Below are 21,029 nucleotides of genomic sequence, written 5' to 3' on the forward strand. Positions count from 1 at the left end.
ACCCGATTATTTTTCAGCAGAAGAAACGGCATTTCGTTTTATGTCCCCAAATTTGGGAATGTGATGTTCTCCAATTGCTACGTGGATAACTTGTGTTTCCGTATAGAATTCAAAGCTATAATGGCCACCTTCACGTCCTACCCCACTATATTTCGATCCTCCAAACGGTATCCGCAAATCCCTTACGTTTTGGGAATTCACCCATACCATCCCACTATCGACAGCTTGAGCAAACCTATGTCCCCGTTTCATATCATTTGTCCATACATATGCAGCAAGCCCATACTTTACATCATTAGCCATTCTCAGTACTTCCTCTTCGGTCTTGAAAGGAATGACTGCCATGACTGGTCCAAAAATCTCTTCTTGTGCTACCGTCATATCATTTGTACAGTTCAAGAGAAGCGTCGGGGCAATATAATTCCCTTCGTTGAACGCACTTGGTATCGCACCGCTTACAATTTCAGCCCCTTCATCTTTTGCTATATCCAGATAACGGGAGACATTATTAAAGTGGTCACGATGGATCAGCGGTCCGATTTCCGTTTCTGGATCCATTGGGTTTCCAATTTTGATACTATGAACACGTTCCTTCAATTCTGCAACGAACTGGTCTATTATCGATTCATGGACAAATAATCTGGAATTGGCTGTGCATCGCTCCCCATTGAATGAATAGATTCCCCAAACCACCGAATCCAGGGCCTTTTCCAGATCGGCATCTTCAAAAATGACGGCTGGTGATTTACCTCCGAGTTCCATGGAAAAACGTTTCATCGTATCCGCACCATTTTTAATGATTTCAGCGCCAGTTGTCGTTTCTCCGGTAAAGGATATCAATTGGACCTCTGGATGGGCAACCAAGGACGCCCCAGCTGTCTCCCCAAAACCGTGAACGATATTGAATACGCCCTTTGGCAGACCGGATTGGTCAATGATTTGTGCTAATTTATTGGCAGTCAATGGAGACCACTCCGCCGGTTTAAGGACACATGTATTACCTGTAGCCAGAGCCGGGGCGATCTTCCAGGTTTCTAACATGAAAGGCGCATTCCAAGGAGTGATTAATCCTGCGACTCCTATCGATTTATGAATCGTATAATTGATGAAAGTGTCATCCACTTGATACGACTCCCCTATCAGCCTGCTTTTCACCATTTCAGAATAAAAACGGAAATTCTCCGCTCCCCTTGCCGCCTGTTTTTTTGTCTGGCTAATCGGCAACCCTGTATCAAGGGATTCCAAAAAGGAAATTTCTTCGGCATTCTCTTCAATTAAATCAGCAATCCTATTAATGTACTTCAATCTTTCTTCCACTTTCATCGTTCTCCATGGACCGTTATCGAATGCAGCTCTTGCGGCGGCTACCGCTTGATCAATATCCTCTTTAAATCCTTCTGCCACATTATTGATTGCTTGATTATTAAAAGGGCCTAGATTTTCAAATGTTTTTCCTGAGATTCCATCAACAAATTGACCATTGATGTAATGCTTGACATCTTGCACCGGAAAAGTTTGCATGAATAAATCCTCCTTTAAAAATTAATTCAGGAAGATGACAATAATCGTTTGGATTTGTGCAATCTTCCCAATCTAGCAATTATGACTGGATTTTTTGGTCAATCAAACCGTATGATTGAAGGGTTTCACGCAGTTCTTTTTCCAACGGTTCCGAAGGCGGTCCCATCGGCGGCCGTAATGCAGGATTGATTTTCCCCATCATCCCCATCGCAGCTTTTAATGGTCCTGGATTGGTTTCTTTAAACAAAACATCATTCAATGGCATTAATTTGTAATGGAGGTCAAGTGCCTTTTCCACATCACCCTCCACCCAATGGTTATAAATTTCAGCCACTTCTTTAGGAGTGATATTAGCTGTAGCACTAATATGTCCTGCTCCTCCAATAGCCAGCATCGGATAGCATAATAATTCGATGCCAGAATATAAGAGAAAATCCCTTCCGCAATTCAATAAGACACGGTTCACATGTTCAAAATCTTTATTAGATTCCTTTACGCCAATTATATTTTCACAATCTTCAGCAAGGCGTGCCAATGTCTTAACTTCCAAATTCGTTGCCGTTCTTCCGGGAATGTTATAAACGATAAGCGGGATATCAACGGAATCGGCCACCGTCTTAAAGTGATTGTAAAGTGCCTGCTGATTCGGCTTATTGTAATAAGGAACGATGACTAAAGCAGCATCAGCCCCCATTTCCTGTGCCCTTTTAGTCAAATGCAATGTTTCTTTCTGATTGGCAGATCCAGTACCTGGTGCAACCGGAACACGTGCTTTTGCTGCTTTGATTGCCGTTTCCATCACTAATTCCCGTTCCTCAATCGTTAGAGAACTCGGCTCGCCGGTAGTCCCGCATACCGAGATTCCATGGGAACCGCTTTCAATATGCCAGTTTACTAGATTTTCAATGGCCTTTACATCCACTTCCATCTTGTCATCAAATGGAGTGATAATTGGAGCTATGGATCCTCTTAAACGACTTTTGATTTCCTCGTACATTTTTTCTACCGCCCTTTCGTTATTTGAATATTCGGAATAATTAAACGAAAAAATCGACCTTGCTTTTATGAATAATCGATCGACTATTATAAAACAAGGCCTGGGTCATCAAAGTGCCTGATCGTGATTAGTTTCCGACCTCTGCTTGAATGTATTGATGGCATTCAGTTTATGCTTTCTCACCAGAGATTCAATTTCTTCAAAAGATTCTTTTTCCTTTAAAAGCTTTATGATGCTTTCATGTTCGCGAATCGATTGGACTGCGCGTTGCGGTACCATGGTGAACATGGACTTTCTGACTCTATTCATTCTTTGTTGAGCCTGTTTAATTTCCTCCTTCAAAAAGGAATTTCCGCACTTTTCATAAATTTCCTCATGGAAACATTCGTTTAACTTACCAAACAGCTCTAATTCAAAGTTATGGAGGGCTTTTTCCATTTCCTTGTTTAAATTAATCAGATTTTCAAAATCATCATCTTTCATCGTTAAAGAACTAAGGGCAGCTGCATATCCTTCAAGCAAAGATAGAACTGAAAGAGTTTCAATGTATTCGCTCTCATTAATGCTTGTAACCACTGCTCCACTATAAGGCTTATATTGAATAAGGCCGTCGGATTCCAGTTGTCTGATCGCTTCCCTGACAGGAATCGGACTTAGACTAAGTTCTTTTGCCGTTTGATCGATAATGATCCGCTGTCCAGAACCATATGTTCCATCCAAAATTAATTTACGAAGGTGCTCATAAGCTATTTGCTTTTTGCTGGGTATTTTGTTTTTCTCTTCCATATTTTCATCATATATGAAATCATATATGATTGCAACCGATTTTTATTAAAAATCATATATGATTTTTTCTTAATGTACTGTTTCTCTGCAGGACTTAATGGGACAAAAACTCAATTGATAAAAAGGGAGATCAGTAATCCACCTTTTCCTGTGCCATAGATATAATTCAACTAAAATAACCTGCAGACACTGATGTAGCCAGGTAGTCTGCAGGTTATTAAAAAATTATGCCATTTTTGATTTAACGAATGAATGTATTCTTTCAACTGCTGCTTCCAGCAGCTCCAGTGAAGTTGCATAAGAGAGTCTGATGTTATCAGGTGCACCGAACCCTGAACCTGGAATAACAGCCACTTGAGCTTCTTCCAGCAACGCAGTCGTAAAATCTTCGACATTGCTGTACCCTGTTAATTCAACTGCACGTTTAACGTTCGGGAATAAATAAAATGCCCCTTGTGGTTTAATGCAGCTTACGCCTGGAATTTCAACCAATTTATCATATATCTTATTCAAACGGCCTTCAAATGCCTGACGCATTTCCTCAACAGGCTCCTGCGTACCTTCATAAGCCGCAATCGCACCATATTGAGCAGTTGTGGTAGGATTTGATGTGCTATGGCTGGCAAGGTTCGCCATTGCTTTAATGATGGACTCATCACCGGCTGCATAACCTATTCTCCAGCCAGTCATCGAATGCGATTTAGAAACACCATTGATGATGATCGTTTGCTTTTTCAATTCAGGTGAAATCTCTGCAATGGATGTATGTTTAGCATTTCCATATACCAATTTTTCGTAAATTTCGTCGGAAACGATCAAGATATCATGAGCCAGGCAAACTTCCCCGATAGCCGCCAATTCTTCCCTGGAGTAAAGCATGCCCGTTGGATTGCTTGGCGAGTTGATGATAACCGCTTTCGTTTTTTCGGTAATTGCTTGTTCTAATTGTTCTTTAGTGATTTTATATTGATTTTCTTCCGTACCGACTACATAAACCGGCTTTCCGTCAGCAAGCTTGATTTGCTCAGGATAGCTCACCCAATATGGTATCGGGACAATGACTTCATCTTCTTCGTCCAGGATAGCTTGAAACAATGTGTAAAGCGAGTGCTTTGCACCTGAGCCAACTACAATTTCAGACGGTTTGTAATCCAAGCCTTGATCACGCTTCAATTTAGCCGCAATTGCTTCTTTTAGCTTCGGCAGACCAGCGGATGGCGTGTATTTAGTTTGACCTTCATTCATGGATAGAAGTGCTGCATCTATGATATGTTGGGGTGTATTATAGTCTGGTTCACCAGCACCCAAACCAATTATATCCAGACCTTGGGCCTTAAGCTCCTTTGCTTTTGCCGTAATGGCCAATGTTGTTGATGGCGTTAATGACTGAACCCGGTTCGCTAATTTCATATTAAATTAATCCTCCATTCTAAATGCTTCGATAATACTTTAGCCATTCCCCAGTTTTAAAATCATAATAGTCATAGTTAAAACGCTCGGATTCATCAAGATACGTTACTTCCCAAAGCGGAACGTTTTTTTCCATGCCTAGCTTAACCGAAATGATTTTTTGGGGATTAAGCTTTTCTTTGACAATGTTTAAAATCTCTTTTTTTGATTTACCATCTTTATAGTTTTCCACTACTATTTCTTTCTTCTTGTCCTCAGGAAGCCAGACTATTTTTTTAGTCCCTTTTTCTCCCTTACCAATGATGACGGAGTATGAATCCTGCCCATTATAAAGGTAGAATTCTTCCATGGTCACAAGGCCGCCCTCTTCCTTCGCCTTTTTAAAAGCCTCATTACCAGCCTCTTTTTTAGGCTGCAACGCTTTAATATATGCCCCGCTGACAAATCCGATAAAACAAAGGACCAGGATGGAAGCAATAATCAACCATTTTTTCAAAGCTGCTTTTCCCTCTTTCTATGTACGATAAATTGTAAATATCGCTTTTTCTTGATCTTCGGAATCCAATGCCAGACCGAACATTAAATCATCTTTTTTCAATGTTCGGTTCAAGGAATCCACAATTTTATACAGATCAGGAGAATGTTGCAACCTGACTGTTGAAATTACTTCGATTTTACTTTCCATGAGACGCCCCTCCATTTTAATAAATTGTCAACAACCACTGGTATGAATAGGATTTGAAGGCTTTACCACCTATCACATTATACCAGTTCAAAGGTTATTTTTCTTTATAAATTCATAAAAATCCATTTTAGATTAATGAAATATCTAAAGATTCTTTAAATCCACTTCTCTATCATTTCAGCCATTTCTGTTATTGAGGCTTGGTGCCAGTTCACTTCGGGAATGGCCTTTTGAAATTCAGGTCCGTATTTGGCAGTGATTATGCGGCGATCAAGTATAACCAAAACCCCTTTATCTTCTGGCGTCCGTATAAGCCTGCCGAATCCTTGCCGGAACCTTAACAGGGCCTCAGGTAAAGAATAAGCAGAGAAAGGATTACGCCCTTGCTTCTCGAGAAGTTGACATTTTGCTGCTGTCACTGGTTCATCCGGTGGCGAAAATGGCAGCCTGACAATGATTAAACAAGATAAATCCTCGCCTGGGATATCGACGCCTTCCCATAGGCTGGTTGTCCCAAACAGGACTGCTTTCTCGAAGTTTTGGAAATTCCTGAGCAGCCTCATCCGGCTTCCGCCAGAAATCCCTTGTGCAAACAGGGTGAACTCATCCAGAACCCCACTGTCTTTGATGGAATTATAGGTCGCCCGCAGCATTTCATGCGAGGTGAATAATACCATCATCCTCCCTTTCGCTGCTTGAGCGGCAGCAATAATATGGTTTGCCGCGGTTTCGGAGAATTCCTCCACCGATAAGCAATTGATATCTGGTAGATCATTTGGAACCAGTACCTTTACGAGTTCCTTATAAGGAAAGGGAGAAGGAAAACTTGCTGTCTGCATCGGTTCATTCTCTAAACCGAGTTGTTCTTTAAAATACGTAAAAGAATCTTTCACAACGAGGGTTGCCGATGTCATGACCACACTTTTTTGGCGTCCGAAATAGGAATCCCATAACCGTTTGCTTCCTGCAATCGGCTGAACCGTCAAAGTCACCCCATGCTGGGGTGCTGCATTCGTATAATCAAGCCAATAAATATTTTCTTCATGCGGCTTGATGAAGAATTCATGCAAGGAGTCCCTGGTATCCTGTAAATGTCCAAGCAGCACCTCGATATCATTCAAATGAAATAATGAATTTTTTCCTAATGGGGACTCATTATTCAATAAAAGGGCCAATCTTTTCTCTAACTCCGTGATGATGTATCCTAATAAATCCACCAATCGCTCAGCGACCAGAATCGCCTTACCCCATCTTCCATCATCTATCTTGAATGAAAGCCGTTTCGGACTCATGGAACGTGAAAGTTTTTCCGCCTGATTGGAAATGTAATAAAAAAGCTGTTCGAATTCATATGAAAAATCACTAAGCTTTTGATCTAATTCATGCGTGGACTTCCCCTCGGCCAGTCCATTATTTATGAGCATCCTGCCCAATTTATATAATAATTGCTTTTGATCTGATGTCCCTAGTCTGTTTAAAACCGTCTTCACCGAAATGTAATTTAGCCTGCTCCCAAGCTGTTTAGATGCTGCCTGTTCCAAATGGTGTGCTTCATCGAGTATCAAATACCCTTTTTTTGGAATCAAGGCATCTTCTGTAAGCAGATCCGTCATTAAAAATGAATGGTTAGTAATGATGATATCCGCCTTGGCGGCTGTTCTTTTTGCCCGTTCAAAAAAATCCAATTCAAGCCAGGGCTGTTTTAATCCGGCGTATGTAAGACCATCACTTTGCAGCCGATTCCAAAATAGCTGACCGCCGCTTGTAAGATTCAATTCATCTTTATCGCCTGTTAAGGTTTCGGTAAGCCAAACCAATATCTGCATTTTCGTTAATGCCGTTTCATAATTATCTTCCTTCTCACGCAATGCCCTTTCAAACTTTGCCAAGCTCAAATAATTACTTCTCCCCTTTAGCAAAACAGCTTGAAAGGTAAAGGGAAGTATTTTTTTAAGCTTGGGAACCTCATTTTGAAGAAGTTGATCCTGTAGCTGAAGCGTGTATGTTGAAACGACGACAGGTTTATGATGTTTTTTTGCAAAATAGACGGCCGGAAGCAGATAGCCTATGGATTTCCCAATACCTGTCCCAGCTTCAATGATTGCATCCTGGCTGGATTCGAAGGAATGGTGAATCATGTTCATCATATCAAGTTGTCCGCTTCTTGCTTCAAAGGCAGGGTATGCACTTTGAAGCATGGCTATTTTTTTCTCATCATCAAGCGGAAATTCCGCCCCCGTGTCTTTTTGATCACCTTCGTCTTCGGCCTTTTTAAATGCAAGGCCCCTATAAGTAATAAGATCAGGTGAATGGACTTCTGCTTTAGCAAGTTTGCTTGCAATGCAAGCATCTATCAATTCGGAAATCTCACTTTGTAAGGAATATGATAATCGATATAACTGTTTAAGTGTCATCACTGGAAGATTCATCAGCTTTTTTTTCAATTCCAATAATAATAAAGCGGTCGCATATGCATCACTATCCGCTTGATGGGGCCTGGAATGATCTAGATTTTCTTCTTTAGCCAGCTGGTGCAGCTTATATCCATCGGATGTTGGTTTTAATATTTTCGCTAACTCCACTGTATCAAGGGTGGAACCATAAAACGACTCAAACCCGCATCGTACTAGTTCTTCCTGTAGAAAAGATAAATCAAATAATACATTATGGGCAACAAAACAAGCCCCTTCTATAAGCCGGGCAATATTTCCTGCAACATCTTCAAAGTCAGGTGCATTTTTTACCGTCTCGTTGCTTATTCCGGTCAACTCTTCAATAAACAAGGAAATTTCCTGTCCAGGGTGGATATATGTGGAGTATTCATCCACAATTTGGTCATTTTCGATGACCACGCCAGCAAATTGAATAATCCTATCCCCTTTTTTCGGAGAATTCCCTGTTGTTTCCAAATCGACCACTACATATCGTTGCATCATGAATTGTACACCTCAAACTTCACTTTCTCCACTTCCTGATGGAATTCTCTTATCTTTTTTATACCATAATAATCGTAATAAAGGAAACAAGCGGTTCATCAACGGACGAAAAGGGCCGGCACCTGTATGCATGATCCATGCATATTGTGCCGGCCCTCCGCTTACATGACAGTAGCTGCAGGTTCGTTTGAAATCAGATCAATGATTTTGTTATTTTCATCCATGATCGCAACTTTTGGTTTATGCTCCCCCAGTTTATCCTCTGAAACCATCACATAAGAAATGATTATCACGATATCATCCGGCTGCACCAGTCTTGCTGCCGCTCCGTTCAAACACACGACACCGCTGCCCCGTTCTCCCGCAATCACATACGTTTCAAGTCGTGCACCATTATTATTATTCACGATGGCGACTTTTTCATTAGGCAGAATACCCACCGCATCAATTATATCTTCATCAATCGTAATGCTGCCTACATAGTTCAAATTAGCCTCAGTAACCCTTGCACGGTGGATTTTTCCATTCATCATCGTTCGAAACATCTCAATACCCCCTGATTTTCATGAATTATTCTACATTTAAAGTGATATTATCAATTAGTCTTGCATGCTTGAACTTTACAGCCATTGCAATGATGATGTTTCCAGCCAGCGATTCAAGCGGTTTAAGTTCCGGGTATTGATAGACTTCAATATAGTCGATCACTCCACTTGTGTGGGCACCAATATGTTCACTTACTAGAGCCGTGACGGTTGCTGCATTTCTTTCACCGGATTCAACCGCCTCTTTGGCCTTCAATAAACTTTGGTACAGCTCTTTAGCCTCCAAGCGCTCCTGAACTGATAGGTTCACATTTCGCGAGCTCTTCGCTAACCCATCTTCTTCACGTACAGTTTCCACTGCAATAAGCTGGATAGGGAAATTGAAGTCTTTGATCAGTCCATCTATCACGGCGACCTGCTGGGCATCCTTCTTACCAAAGTAAGCTCTATCAGGAAGGATGATATTGAAGAATTTCGTTAAGACTGTCGCAACACCATCAAAGTGTCCGGGCCTTTGTCTGCCGCATAAAACATCCGTCCTGCTTTGGACAACAACTTTTACAGATGGTTCTTCACCATACATTTCGTGGACAGTTGGATAGAAGAGATAATCAACTCCGCCATTGGCTGCGACTTTTTCATCCCGTTCCAAATCCCGCGGATATGTTTCAAAATCCTCATTGGGTCCAAATTGCGTCGGATTGACAAAAATACTTAATACCACAATGTCATTTTCTTTGCGCGCCTTTTCCAAAAGGGTTGCATGCCCCTCATGTAAAAATCCCATTGTCGCTACATAGCCAATGCTTTTGTTATTGTTTTTTTCCTCTCTAAGTGCCAATTGCAAAGCAGCTGCTGATGTAAATGTTTTCATCTTTTCCCTCCGTAAAGTTCGGAAAGTTGTTCTTCCTTCATCGTGAATGTATGTTTCTCCGACGGAAAAACTTTAGTTTTCACTTCATTCACGAAGCTTGTAAGCGATTGGCCAATCAGTTCATTTGCATCTCCATAAACTTTTACGAATTTCGCCAGCCGGTCTACCCCGTACTTGATGACATCATGGTAAACGAGGACTTGACCATCCGTTTCAGCTCCTGCCCCAATTCCAATGGTTGGAATGTCAAGGTTCCGTGTGACGAGTTCCCCCACTTGATATGGAACACATTCTAAGACTACTGCCATCGCCCCCGCAGCTTCACACTTTCTCGCATCTTCCAAGAGCTGTGCTGCACTTTCGGCATCTTTTCCTTGTACTTTATATCCGCCCAGAACGCCGACTGATTGAGGAGTCAAGCCAAGATGGGCTACAACCGGGATGCCCGCCTTGGTCAATGCTGATATTTTTTCAACAACATCATCCGCTCCCTCAAGCTTTACGGCATCCGCATGACCTTCCTGCATGATCCGGGCTGCATTCTTGAGTGTTTCATCCATAGATAGGTGATAGCTCATAAATGGCATATCCGTTACGACAAATGTATTTGGTGCCCCGCGTTTTACTGCCTTTGTATGATGGATCATGTCATTCACCGTAACTGGAATCGTTGAATCATATCCCAATACGACCATTCCTAAAGAATCTCCGACTAAAATCATGTCTACACCTGATTGTTCGGCTAACTTTGCTGACGGGTAATCATAAGCCGTCAGCATGACAACCTTCTCTTGATTTTGTTTCATTTTCAAAAAATCTCCGGATAATTTCATTACGTTTCCTCCTTTTGATGGAGGAGATGAAAACATCAGCGAAAACTGGTGTCTATACATTCATCCGCAAAAAAAGGACTGACTAAAAAAGTATCTGTTTCGCTACGAAAAATGGCTGAAAAAGCCACAATTCGATCAATAAACAGACTCATCTTTTAGTCAATCCCTTTGTTTCATCAGAAGTTTCATCCCTCCGTCCCCGTCCAGTTCTCTGGATCAAGGCAGATTTTCAAATAATTTGGTATTTATGGGGGTGCAGTTCACATGATACTGCCCACTTGCATTATATCAAGCCAAATTGAAAATTTCTATTTAATTTTCACGAATTTGACAAAAATCTACTGAATTTCAATATCTGCAGAATATATCGAATGTACGGTTCCTTTGCCGTCTTCAAGAAGTAAAACGCCTGAATCCGTTATGCCCAACGCTTTTCCGACAATCGTGTCATTAACGGTACTCGCTTTGATTACCTGTCCAAGACTGATCGCATAACTCTCCCATAAATCCTTTATTGGCATGAAGCCCTGATCTAAATAGAGTTCGTACAAATTTTCCAGACGAAACAATGCTCGTTGAATGACCTTGGACCTTGAAACCGTCACTCCACTTTCTATGAGAAGGGAAGACGCCTTTTCCTGCAGATCTTCAGGAAAATCCTCCAATTGCTGATTGATATTCATTCCAATTCCGATAATGACAGAATGGATCCTATCTGATTCCGCCTGCATCTCTGTAAGGATGCCCACCACTTTCTTGCGATTCACCAAAATATCATTCGGCCACTTTATTTGCGGCTTCAAATCAGTGGTATCCTCTATAGCCTGAGCAACAGCGACCGCGGCCAATAATGTAAGCTGTGGAGCCTCATGAATAGGGATTTTCGGCCTCAAGATGAGACTCATCCATATGCCGCTGAATTTTGGAGAATGCCAAGATCTCATTAGCCTTCCTTTTCCGGATATCTGCTCCTCGGCAACGACGAGGGTCCCCTCCTGAACGCCTTCATTTGCGAGTTGATGCGCAATTTTTTGCGTGGATTCTACAGTTTCCTGATAGTGGATCAGCTTGCCGATCGTTTTTGTTTCCAAGCCAAGCTGTATTTCGCTCTCGGACACTTTTTCCGGCGCTGATATGATCCGGTAGCCTTTTTTCCTTACGGCCTCAACATTATACCCTTCACTGCGCAGGTCTTCTATATGCTTCCAGACAGCTGTGCGCGAACAGCCAATGTATTCAGCAATTTCCTGACCGGATATAAACGCACCATCCGCTTTTGAGAGGGCTTCCATCAGCATTGTTCTTAACTCAGATTGCATTTCACCAGCCACCTCTTTATTTCTTCTTTATCATTTCTTAATTCTTCATTCAAGACAGCTTTCAATACTTTTCCCAAGTATTCCTTGACCCATGGACCTGGCTTTTCTTGTTTCCAATTCAATAAATCCGTTCCCGTAACGGCAAGATCCGACATTTGTTTAATAATAAGTCCATTATAGCTTTGATGTGCATTCTCCTCCGCATCCGATACATTCCCGCCAGTCATCGCCGCCCTGACTTTTGCAGCTTGTACAGTTACGTCATGCCCTGCCTGAAATACATCGATGGCTGATGGATCTTCTTTCTTCACTAGCTGTATCGTACGTTGAACGTTTCTTATGCTTTTCAATGGCAGCTTCCATTCCCTTAAAGCCTCTTCCATTTCCTGATCTTTTGTGTGAACCATGATTATAGACCATATTTCTGCCGCCTTCAGTTGATGAAGCGGCAGTTTCAGTAATTCCATTAAATGTTCCTTTTTACTGGAGAATAGAGGCAGGTATTGATATAAACCGCTTTCCAGCAAGAGTGAAAAAGCCCTTAACTTATTCGAGCCTGCCAATAGTTTCTCAAATTCAACCAGGATTCTTTCGACAGCAATTTCACTGATGATCTGGGCGTTTTCTTTAAGGGAATCAAAGGTTTCTTGATCCAGTTCAAAATCAAGTTGACTGATGAATCTTAATGCACGCATCATTCTCAATGCATCCTCATGAAACCTTTCATGCGGGTTGCCAACCGTGATGATCCTTTTTTCAGCCAAATCTCGCTTACCATTAAATGGATCGATGATTTTACCGGTCTTATCCATTGCCATTGCATTCATCGTAAAATCTCTTCTTTGCAAATCCTCAGTCAAAGAACGGACAAATTGTACAGCATCGGGTCTGCGAAAGTCCGAATACCCGCTTTCCGTTCTAAACGTCGTAATTTCGTATGTACCCGTATCCGTTATGACGAGCACTGTTCCGTGGTCAATCCCGATATCAGCCGTATTAGGAAAAATCCTTTTGATTTCCTGGGGTGTTGCGGAAGTCGCTATGTCCACATCGTTAATGGGTCTGCCAAGGATATAATCCCTTACAGAGCCGCCAACGAAATAAGCCTCGTATCCTGCTTCTTCAATCAATTCCAGAATGGGTACTGATTTTAAGAATAACCGATCCATCTGCATCCCCTCCCTATTCGATGGATTTACCTTCAAGTGCTTGAATGTAGATGGCTTCATACTCAGCCATAATCGTATCACTGTGAAATTCAGTATTGGCCCTTTCCAGCGCAGCTTCAGAAAAGCGTTTATGTAAAACCGGGTCGCTTAAAAGTCCAATCGCTTTTTCAGCAACCATTTTGACATCTCCCAATTCACAAATATAACCAGTCTCCCCGTCAACGATGACTTCAGGAATTCCCCCGATATTTGTCCCTATACAAGGAACTCCACATGCCATCGCCTCGAGTAGCACAAGTCCGAAACTCTCTTTTTCCGATAACAGGAATATCAAATCACTGATTGAATATAATTCGGCAAGGTTATCCTGCTTACCAAGAAACAAGACCGAATCATCGATTCCAAGATCATTAGCCAATTTCAAAACGGTTGTCACTTCCGGACCGTCCCCTACGAGCAGAAGCTTTGCAGGCATTTTCTTTTGAGTTAGATAAAAAGCTTGGATGACGTCTTTCACTCGTTTGACCGAACGGAAATTCGAAACATGTATGATCACTTTTTCATCTTCACTGATTCCGTATTCATCCTTAAGGTAATGGGAATTGGATTTATGGTAATCTCTTTCATCAATAAAATTATAAACGGTTTTGATTTCCTTATCCGGTGCGATTAATTCGTGCGTCTGCTGAACAAGGGAATTAGATACTCCTGTAACGACATCCGATTGCTCTATCCCGAATTTTATCAAATTGGTCAATGAGGGATCATGGCCTAATACGGTTATGTCCGTACCATGCAGTGTGGTTACGATCTTTACTTCATTACCTGACATCTGCTTTGCAAGGATTGCACATACAGCATGGGGAATTGCATAATGAACGTGGAGAATATCTAATTTCTCCCGTTTTACGACATCCGCTATCTTGCTCGCAAGCGCCAGGTCATATGGTGGATATTGAAAGACAGAATACGAGTTCACTTCAACTTGGTGATAAAAAATATTACAGTACATCTTATTCAAGCGAAAAGGGAGGCTTGAAGAAATGAAATGTATCTCATGTCCTTTTTCTGCAAGCATCTTGCCTAATTCAGTTGCTACGACACCAGAACCCCCAACTGTAGGGTAACAGGTAATTCCAATTTTTAATTTCATAAGATTATTTTTCTCCTAACAAGTCGGCATCGATCAGTAACGGTTTTTTAGTCATGAATCCCTCCGCATAGGCGACACCCACTTCTTTACCGAACATCCGCTCCCGTGCCTCGACAGTCTCGATATAGCCATTAACCAGCGGTGTTTCTACAGATACTTGACTTTCTTCGAATTGGCTGCGATATGCCCTAAGGCTATCCAGTTTTTTCGATATTGTGGAACTGATGTCCACGACGATGTCCGGTTTGTGAAACCCATTGATCATATAATAGTACATATTTTGGACACGATGAGAATCCATTCCTGCTTCTTCCATATACTTTCTTACTCCTGCCGAAAAAACTGCTTCCTCCACTAATTTGGCACAGTTACCATGATCGGGATGGCGATCTTCCAAAAATGGTGCAAATACAAGTGCAGGCTTATATTGGCGAATGACCGTAATGATTTGATTTATGTATTCCGCTTTCATGTATAGGCCCCGGTCGGGTAAATCAAGGGAAATCCTCTTCACCCCAAGGATTTCAGCAGCCTTATGTGCTTCCTCCTGACGCAATGGAACGGTTCCATTGGAAGACATTTCAGCTTTTGTCAAATCACAAATGACAATTTCCCTGCCTTGTTGCGCATATTTGGCGATCGTGCCACCCATACCGATTTCAACATCATCCGCATGTGCGCCAAAAGCCAGAATATCTATGTTAATTTTGTTTATCATTTATCTCACCTTGTTTTTTCCGTAGTTTTAGCCAGTCCATATACCCATGCTTCAAACCTTGTATCAGCACTTCTGCCGTGCCCATATTTGTCGCCAAGGGAATTTCATAAACATCTGATAGGCGTATAAGCGCCGATACATCAGGTTCATGTGGCTGTGATGTCAATGGATCGCGGAAAAATAGGACCATGTCCATTTCTCCACGCGCGATCATCGCACCTATTTCCTGATCCCCTCCAAGAGGTCCTGAATGAAAACGATGGACAGGCAGCGATACTTCTTCCATGATTCTTTTCCCGGTCGTTCCTGTAGCATATAATTCATGCTGCTCAAATACATCTTTATAGGCTGTTACAAATTGAATGATATCTTCTTTTTTCATATCATGGGCAATTAAGGCAATTTTCATCGTAAACCCTCCTGATCCCTATTCAATAATATTTTCCAGGCCGTATACCAGAACATCCAATTTCATGACAGTATCGACAGCAAGTTTGACTCCTGACATGAAGGAAGCTCGATTAAAGGAATCATGCCGAACCGTCAATAACTCTCCATCACTTCCGAAAAGCACCTGTTGATGGGCAACCAATCCAGGTAGCCGGACACTGTGGATATGCATGCCATCTACATTTGCGCCTCTTGCCCCCTGGATGGTTTCTTTTTCATTAGGGTGCCCCTGTTGTTTCGTTTCACGTACTGCTGCAATCATGTCTGCCGTTTTTGAAGCAGTTCCAGAAGGTGCATCCAGTTTTTGATCATGGTGCATTTCTATGATTTCCACATCCGGGAAGTATTTTGCGGCCATTTGGGAAAACTTCATCATCAAAATGGCTCCAATTGCAAAGTTTGGCGCGATGATGCAACCAATGCCCTTTTCTTTTGTTAATGAATCCAGCTTCGTTAAATCTTCCTTAGTAAAACCAGTCGTTCCCACTACAGGGCGGATGCCATGATTAAGTGCCGTTTCGGTATGAAGCATCCCCACTTCCGGTGTGGTCAAATCAATCAATACATCCGCCTTTACGGAAGAAAAGCATTCATTTATATCAGAAAAAACAGGTGCTTCAATACCGTGAAAACCTTCTATTGCGGAGAGGCTTTCCCCGTTATGCTTGCGATCTATGACAGCTGCCAATTCAAACCCTTCTGTCCTATGTACAAGCTTCACCGCTTCATTACCCATTCTGCCACGTGGACCAGCTACAATCACTTTAACTTTACTCATCTTTACCTTCCTCCTCCATTTTTCCTTCTTTTCTTGTCCATCTATCTTTATCACGGGTTGTGAACTTTTTCATGACCAAATCATGCGAATTTTGAAGGTCGATCCCTAAAGAATTGGCAAAACAAATCAACACAAAAAGCATGTCCCCCAATTCCGCTTCAATCGTATTCTCTTCTTCTGTTGCCTTCTTTGGTTTTTCACCATGGTAATGATTGACTTCCCTAGCCAACTCCCCAAGTTCTTCAGACATACGGGCCAGCATGGCCAGAGGGCTGAAATATCCTTCTTTAAATTGTCCTATGTATTGGTCGACTTCCGCTTGCATTTGTTGAATCGTCTTATGGTTTTCCATATAGTCACCCATTCTTGAATTTCGTTTTCAAACATCATACCTTCTCCATGTTAGCTAAAAGTGAAACAGATGACAACAGATACGTTCACGAATCAAAATTGCCCATAGTTGGTTAATTAGTTATAATAAGTAAATTAATGAAATGTAAACCTTTGGAGGTATAGGACATGCTTTTGGGCTTAAAATTGAAAAATATCATCTTCATCCTTTTTGGGGCTGGAATCTTCGCCTTTGGCCTTGTGCATTTTAACATGCAGAACAACTTGGCCGAAGGCGGATTCACCGGTCTCACATTGATTATATATCAACTTATCGGGATAAATCCTTCTTATTCTAATTTGATTTTGAATATTCCCTTATTTTTAATAGGGTGGAAATATTTAGGGCGCACTTCTTTCTTTTATACGATTATCGGAACGGTTGGCCTCTCCGTTTGGCTATGGGTTTTCGAGAGATACGAAATCGAAATCGACCTCGGAAACGATTTGATGCTGGTCGCATTGTTCGCCGGGGTCTCTGTTGGTGTCGGGCTGGGCATCATCTTTCGTTACGGCGGGACAACAGGCGGAGTGGATATCATTGCCCGTTTTGCCCACCGTTACTTAGGAATGGGCATGGGACGTACGATGTTCATCTTTGATGCAGTCGTCATTAGCCTGTCCATCCTTACCTACCTGGATTACCGTGAAGCGATGTATACCCTCGTTGCCGTATTTATAGGTGCCAGAGTAATCGACTTTATGCAAGAAGGAGCCTATGCTGCTAGAGGTGCAATGATCATTAGTGATAAAAACATGGAAATTGCAGAAAAAATCATGAATGATATGGAGCGGGGCGTAACTGTATTAAGGGGATATGGATCCTTTACACGCAATGACCGGGAAGTACTCTATTGTGTTGTCGGGAAAAATGAGTTAGTCCGCTTAAAAAATGCCATAACATCGGTGGACCCTCATGCATTTGTATCAGTAAGTGAAGTTCATGATGTATTGGGTGAGGGCTTTACCCTTGATGAGAACAAGAACCCCATTGAAAGGTAATCCATTGATTAATGTTGCCCTGTCTTACTGCATTTTATTAGCAATGTGCAGCAAAAACTCTTTAAAATGAAAGGCTTTGTTAAGTAGTATTGTTGTTGTTTTTCAGGAATAAGAATGGGAACGTCCGATTTGGACGTTCCCATTCTTATTCCATTAAAGCCCCCTATAATGGAATAACCGTAAAGCTAATGAAGCTTTTTTAAAAGCTGCGTTTCCCTGGCCAAGCTCCTTGCATTTTACTAAGGAATACAATTTGCCCAATATGATATGCGTCGTGCATTGCTAAACTCTTCAGTTCAAGCACTAATGAATTATCTTCTCCTGGGATCTGTCTATACAAATCTTCATGTTCTGATTTTGCTAGTATTTTTCCAAGTTCACGATGAACATAAAAGTATTCTTGTTTTGTTTCCTTCCAATTTTCTAACGTCTCAGTTGGTAATCGAAATGTAGAATCATTATTTTCTGCCTGTGGTTCATTCGCTGTATCACCAAGAAATCGCATCAGAAATCTCTTTTCATAGAAAAGTAAATGACAAACTAATTCCCAAATGGAATTCATTGCCACATCAGCTGGTTTCCAAATTGCCTGTTCAAAAGTAATATCCTCTAGCACTTTTTCAAGTGGTGGAAACCAGTCTTCTTCATCTAAGCAGCTTGCCCATTGTTGTAGCAAAAGTGTCTTTACATCCATTTTCTATTCCCTCCAATTTAACCCCTTTAATAGATAATCCCTTTGGTCAAAATTCATTTGCGGCGTGTTGTAGATAGCTCACGGTGTCGTGCCAATTCCTTGTTCAATTAAACTGGCCCTTTAACGGAACAATGAACGCTCCGTTATTTGGAAAATTCTGATAATATTAGTTTATCATAAGTTATGTTAAGTGAGAAAGAACAACTGTCTAAAACCATTTTGGTTTTCGTAAAGTTATCTTTTATATGTTTGATGGTGTCTAAGAATTGGAACCAGCTCAAAAAATGGTCTAGATATTAAGTCGCTACATCATCATTACTTAACGACCATTCGATCAAATCAAATAACAACATTATTCTTTAACAAAGCCAAATGAAAGGACCCCATCCCAAGATGGAGTCCTTTTTCAAATTAATCTTCTTCCCTCATTCCTGTATACATAAGCAGAAGACGAACTAATTCCAGTACGGCTACAAGAGCGGCAGCAACATAGGTCATCGCAGCAGCACTTAATACTTTTTTCGTTTCCCGTTCTTCATCATTCCGGATGACCCCAGCGGAAACGAGTTGATCCATAGCCCTAGAAGAAGCATTGAATTCAACCGGCAGTGTTATCACTTGGAACAATACAGCAGCTGACATAAATACGATACCCGCCAAAAGCAAATTAGGAATTGAAGCTAGCATCCCGATTAAAATCAAAATCCAAGATATGTTAGAGCCAAAATTAGCTACCGGTACTAATGCATGGCGGAAACGCAAGAAAGCATATGCTTCTTTATCTTGAATCGCATGTCCCACTTCATGGGCTGCAACAGCTACGCCGGCAACTGAATGGCCGTGATAGTTATCCGTTGATAAACGCACCGTTTTGTCCCTTGGGTCATAATGGTCCGAAAGCATTCCAGGTGTCTCTTCGACCCTGACATTGAACAATCCATTTTGATCCAAAATGGCACGAGCCGTCTCAGCACCATTCATTCCGGAAGAGGCCGATACCTTTGAATATTTTTTATACGTGCTTTTCACTTTCATTTGTGCATAAATCGGGATTAAAATAATAATCGCCAAATAAATGAAATACATGGAATCCTCCTATAAATCTTATTACCCTTAATTCTATGGATTGAAGGCAACCCTGTCAAATATAGTGTTCTCTACCCGTGTCTTTTTAATCATTATGCTCTTTCCTTGGTTTTTCCCTATCACCTTTATATTTTCTCCAGCCTACATAAGAAAGCGTCATGATAATAATTGAGCCTGTCGAAATGATGACCCACCAAAGGGAAGGATCTGCATCATCCTCACCCATATCATCAAAAATGGAGGTTAGTTCGTTTTGCAACGCATCCAGTTCCTCTTGATTATCTCCATCACTGATTACCTCCGGGCGGTATTGGTTGATGTATTGAATCCTCGTGTCCAGTTGCTGCATCGTTTCTTTTGAAAGGTCGACTTTCAAGCTTGGATATATCATTTCATATTGTGATAGGAATAAGTTCAATTGGCTATTGAATGTAATTGTGTCTTGTTTGATGGCGGCATTCTTTGTCTGCTGGAAAGAATTCATCATTTGATCCTCCATCTCTGTCCAAAGTGGCTGATGAGTGGACTTGACCGCATCAACAACAAGCCGGAACTTTGTAACAGAATTAACCTTTTCGGAATCTCCCTTGTTCATATCCTTTATTGTCATCAACGCCTCATTATGAGCTACAGTGATAATTCGAAGTTCGTCCATGTCAAGGATCTGCTCTTTCGCTGTATCTTTTAAAAACCGGTCAGAAAAAAACGTCAGCATCTTTTCCGAATCTCCATATCGCTTCAACTTGGTCATTTCCAAGGCTCTATCGGAAATGTCATCTAATTGCTCCAAACTTGAAGAGGATTCTGCATAGACAGGGAAATGTAAGACGACAAATAAAACAGCAATGGTTAATATGAATTTTTTCAACATGCTACTCGTCCCTCCTCATATCTCTACTAAAACGATATGAAAGAAAAAACATGAGTAGACCTCGTTCAACATAAAAAAGTTAACCATGCTTTTACAAAGCTGTATTTAGTGTTGATTTTTAAGAGATGAAGGACAGGGTGAACCGCTTTTTCCTATATCCAAAGAACCAGCCGACAAAAATGGAAAGTATGCTGAGCCAAAAAGTGAAATAACCTATCGAGTCCATATACACCAATAAATCACGGTATATTGGCATCATTTCAAAAACATAGTCGATTATGTCATTATGTATGGTCCAAATCCCTGCAACTATCAAATGCCAGGGTTTTATTCGATAAAACGGTGCATATAATACCCCTTGAATCGCCATCCCCAAATGAGAAGCCATTAACATATAACCTTCCCAAGGCAATGAACCTGTTGTCACGAGGGTCATCAAATTCATTGCAACTGCCCATATGCCATATTTGAATAGTGTCATTATCGCCAAGGCTTCAATAAGTCCAAAATTCCTTCTTAACAGGAACCCCAATAAAACAAAAACAAAAAACAGGCTAGCTGTCGGACTGTCTGGTACAAATGCCAAAAAAATCGCAGGAGTGTTTTCCAATTGACTGCCATACCAATAATATCCATAGGCAGTTCCGAATATATTTATTATTAATAACAAAACGAGCATTTGCCGATTTGCAAGCCAACTGTAGATAACATTCATTCTTTTACCCTCACTAACATTCTCATGTATTCTCATTTTACAGGCCATCAACCAGAAAACCAAGCATTCATTTCAATTTCTTCTCATTTACACTTCA

The 21,029-nt window shown here is 41.3% G+C and carries 22 protein-coding genes and 1 pseudogene; 1 reads left to right on the plus strand and 22 read right to left on the minus strand.

All coding sequences use genetic code 11. The features are described from left to right. Positions 1-6 precede the first annotated feature (6 nt). The 17 genes from hpaE to ACIROD_RS03865 form a co-directional block, all read right to left on the minus strand. Entirely contained in the window at positions 7-1,521 is a 1,515-nt protein-coding gene (hpaE, locus tag ACIROD_RS03785; RefSeq protein ID WP_402938099.1) for a 5-carboxymethyl-2-hydroxymuconate semialdehyde dehydrogenase, read from the minus strand. A gap of 79 nt (positions 1,522-1,600) precedes the next feature. Continuing rightward, positions 1,601-2,518 carry a 2,4-dihydroxyhept-2-ene-1,7-dioic acid aldolase gene (gene hpaI, locus ACIROD_RS03790; protein ID WP_101222392.1) on the minus strand — a complete coding sequence of 306 codons (918 nt, stop codon included), beginning with the start codon at positions 2,516-2,518 and terminating at the stop codon, positions 1,601-1,603. Positions 2,519-2,626: 108 nt separating this feature from the next. Further along, the gene (locus tag ACIROD_RS03795; RefSeq protein WP_402938104.1) at positions 2,627-3,304 is read right to left on the minus strand and encodes a GntR family transcriptional regulator; all 678 of its coding nucleotides are present in this window, start codon (positions 3,302-3,304) and stop codon (positions 2,627-2,629) included. A 225-nt stretch (positions 3,305-3,529) separates the two neighbouring features. Beyond that, the gene (locus tag ACIROD_RS03800; protein ID WP_230176941.1) at positions 3,530-4,714 is read right to left on the minus strand and encodes a pyridoxal phosphate-dependent aminotransferase; all 1,185 of its coding nucleotides are present in this window, start codon (positions 4,712-4,714) and stop codon (positions 3,530-3,532) included. A gap of 19 nt (positions 4,715-4,733) precedes the next feature. Then, on the minus strand, positions 4,734-5,210 hold the full coding sequence (locus ACIROD_RS03805; protein WP_063233239.1) for a cell wall elongation regulator TseB-like domain-containing protein: 477 nt from the start codon (positions 5,208-5,210) through the stop codon (positions 4,734-4,736). Between the two features lie 18 nt (positions 5,211-5,228). Beyond that, positions 5,229-5,399 carry a YpmA family protein gene (locus ACIROD_RS03810; RefSeq protein WP_064505144.1) on the minus strand — a complete coding sequence of 57 codons (171 nt, stop codon included), beginning with the start codon at positions 5,397-5,399 and terminating at the stop codon, positions 5,229-5,231. 155 nt (positions 5,400-5,554) lie between these two features. Further along, positions 5,555-8,335 carry an ATP-dependent DNA helicase DinG gene (dinG, locus tag ACIROD_RS03815; RefSeq protein ID WP_402938109.1) on the minus strand — a complete coding sequence of 927 codons (2,781 nt, stop codon included), beginning with the start codon at positions 8,333-8,335 and terminating at the stop codon, positions 5,555-5,557. A gap of 161 nt (positions 8,336-8,496) precedes the next feature. Continuing rightward, entirely contained in the window at positions 8,497-8,880 is a 384-nt protein-coding gene (gene panD, locus ACIROD_RS03820; protein WP_402938112.1) for an aspartate 1-decarboxylase, read from the minus strand. Between the two features lie 25 nt (positions 8,881-8,905). Continuing rightward, on the minus strand, positions 8,906-9,754 hold the full coding sequence (gene panC, locus ACIROD_RS03825) for a pantoate--beta-alanine ligase (protein WP_402938115.1): 849 nt from the start codon (positions 9,752-9,754) through the stop codon (positions 8,906-8,908). Beyond that, positions 9,751-10,587, minus strand: coding sequence for a 3-methyl-2-oxobutanoate hydroxymethyltransferase (gene panB / locus ACIROD_RS03830; RefSeq protein ID WP_402938118.1), 837 nt, complete (start codon positions 10,585-10,587; stop codon positions 9,751-9,753). Before panB ends, panC begins: the two co-directional genes overlap by 4 nt. 338 nt (positions 10,588-10,925) lie before the next feature. Then, on the minus strand, positions 10,926-11,906 hold the full coding sequence (locus ACIROD_RS03835) for a biotin--[acetyl-CoA-carboxylase] ligase (RefSeq protein ID WP_230176946.1): 981 nt from the start codon (positions 11,904-11,906) through the stop codon (positions 10,926-10,928). Beyond that, positions 11,891-13,075 carry a CCA tRNA nucleotidyltransferase gene (locus ACIROD_RS03840; protein WP_402938121.1) on the minus strand — a complete coding sequence of 395 codons (1,185 nt, stop codon included), beginning with the start codon at positions 13,073-13,075 and terminating at the stop codon, positions 11,891-11,893. Before ACIROD_RS03840 ends, ACIROD_RS03835 begins: the two co-directional genes overlap by 16 nt. 13 nt (positions 13,076-13,088) lie before the next feature. Further along, positions 13,089-14,228: an N-acetyl-alpha-D-glucosaminyl L-malate synthase BshA gene (bshA, locus tag ACIROD_RS03845; RefSeq protein WP_402938124.1), complete on the minus strand. Its 1,140-nt coding sequence runs from the start codon at positions 14,226-14,228 to the stop codon at positions 13,089-13,091. 4 nt (positions 14,229-14,232) lie between these two features. After that, entirely contained in the window at positions 14,233-14,946 is a 714-nt protein-coding gene (gene bshB1 / locus ACIROD_RS03850; RefSeq protein ID WP_402938127.1) for a bacillithiol biosynthesis deacetylase BshB1, read from the minus strand. Beyond that, positions 14,930-15,355 carry a methylglyoxal synthase gene (locus ACIROD_RS03855; protein ID WP_402938130.1) on the minus strand — a complete coding sequence of 142 codons (426 nt, stop codon included), beginning with the start codon at positions 15,353-15,355 and terminating at the stop codon, positions 14,930-14,932. Before ACIROD_RS03855 ends, bshB1 begins: the two co-directional genes overlap by 17 nt. Before the next feature lie 18 nt (positions 15,356-15,373). Beyond that, complete coding sequence (gene dapB / locus ACIROD_RS03860) at positions 15,374-16,174, minus strand: 4-hydroxy-tetrahydrodipicolinate reductase (RefSeq protein ID WP_101222404.1); 801 nt, start codon at positions 16,172-16,174, stop codon at positions 15,374-15,376. Then, entirely contained in the window at positions 16,167-16,526 is a 360-nt protein-coding gene (locus tag ACIROD_RS03865) for a nucleotide pyrophosphohydrolase (RefSeq protein WP_101223448.1), read from the minus strand. The genes dapB and ACIROD_RS03865 overlap by 8 nt, the downstream gene beginning before the upstream one ends. A 167-nt stretch (positions 16,527-16,693) precedes the next feature. On the opposite strand from ACIROD_RS03865, the gene ACIROD_RS03870 reads away from it, so the two are divergent. Then, positions 16,694-17,566, plus strand: a complete 873-nt coding sequence (locus ACIROD_RS03870) for a YitT family protein (RefSeq protein ID WP_101222405.1) — start codon at positions 16,694-16,696, stop codon at positions 17,564-17,566. Positions 17,567-17,765: 199 nt separating this feature from the next. Here ACIROD_RS03870 and ACIROD_RS03875 read toward each other — a convergent pair whose 3' ends face one another. The 5 genes and pseudogenes from ACIROD_RS03875 to lhaT form a co-directional block, all read right to left on the minus strand. After that, positions 17,766-18,260: a DinB family protein gene (locus ACIROD_RS03875; protein ID WP_402938135.1), complete on the minus strand. Its 495-nt coding sequence runs from the start codon at positions 18,258-18,260 to the stop codon at positions 17,766-17,768. Positions 18,261-18,403: 143 nt separating this feature from the next. After that, positions 18,404-18,556, minus strand: a pseudogene (locus tag ACIROD_RS03880) (IS1595 family transposase); the annotation flags it as partial. 115 nt (positions 18,557-18,671) lie between these two features. Continuing rightward, on the minus strand, positions 18,672-19,346 hold the full coding sequence (locus ACIROD_RS03885) for a zinc metallopeptidase (protein WP_402938138.1): 675 nt from the start codon (positions 19,344-19,346) through the stop codon (positions 18,672-18,674). Positions 19,347-19,431: 85 nt separating this feature from the next. Further along, positions 19,432-20,217, minus strand: coding sequence for a sporulation protein YpjB (gene ypjB, locus ACIROD_RS03890; RefSeq protein ID WP_101222408.1), 786 nt, complete (start codon positions 20,215-20,217; stop codon positions 19,432-19,434). Positions 20,218-20,335: 118 nt separating this feature from the next. Next, positions 20,336-20,932: a lipoprotein heptaprenylglyceryl N-acetyltransferase LhaT gene (gene lhaT / locus ACIROD_RS03895; protein WP_101222409.1), complete on the minus strand. Its 597-nt coding sequence runs from the start codon at positions 20,930-20,932 to the stop codon at positions 20,336-20,338. Between the last annotated feature and the right edge of the window lie 97 nt (positions 20,933-21,029).

It is taken from the genome of Peribacillus sp. NPDC101481 (assembly GCF_044767165.1).
In the GTDB taxonomy this organism is placed as follows: Bacteria; Bacillota; Bacilli; order Bacillales; family DSM-1321; genus Peribacillus.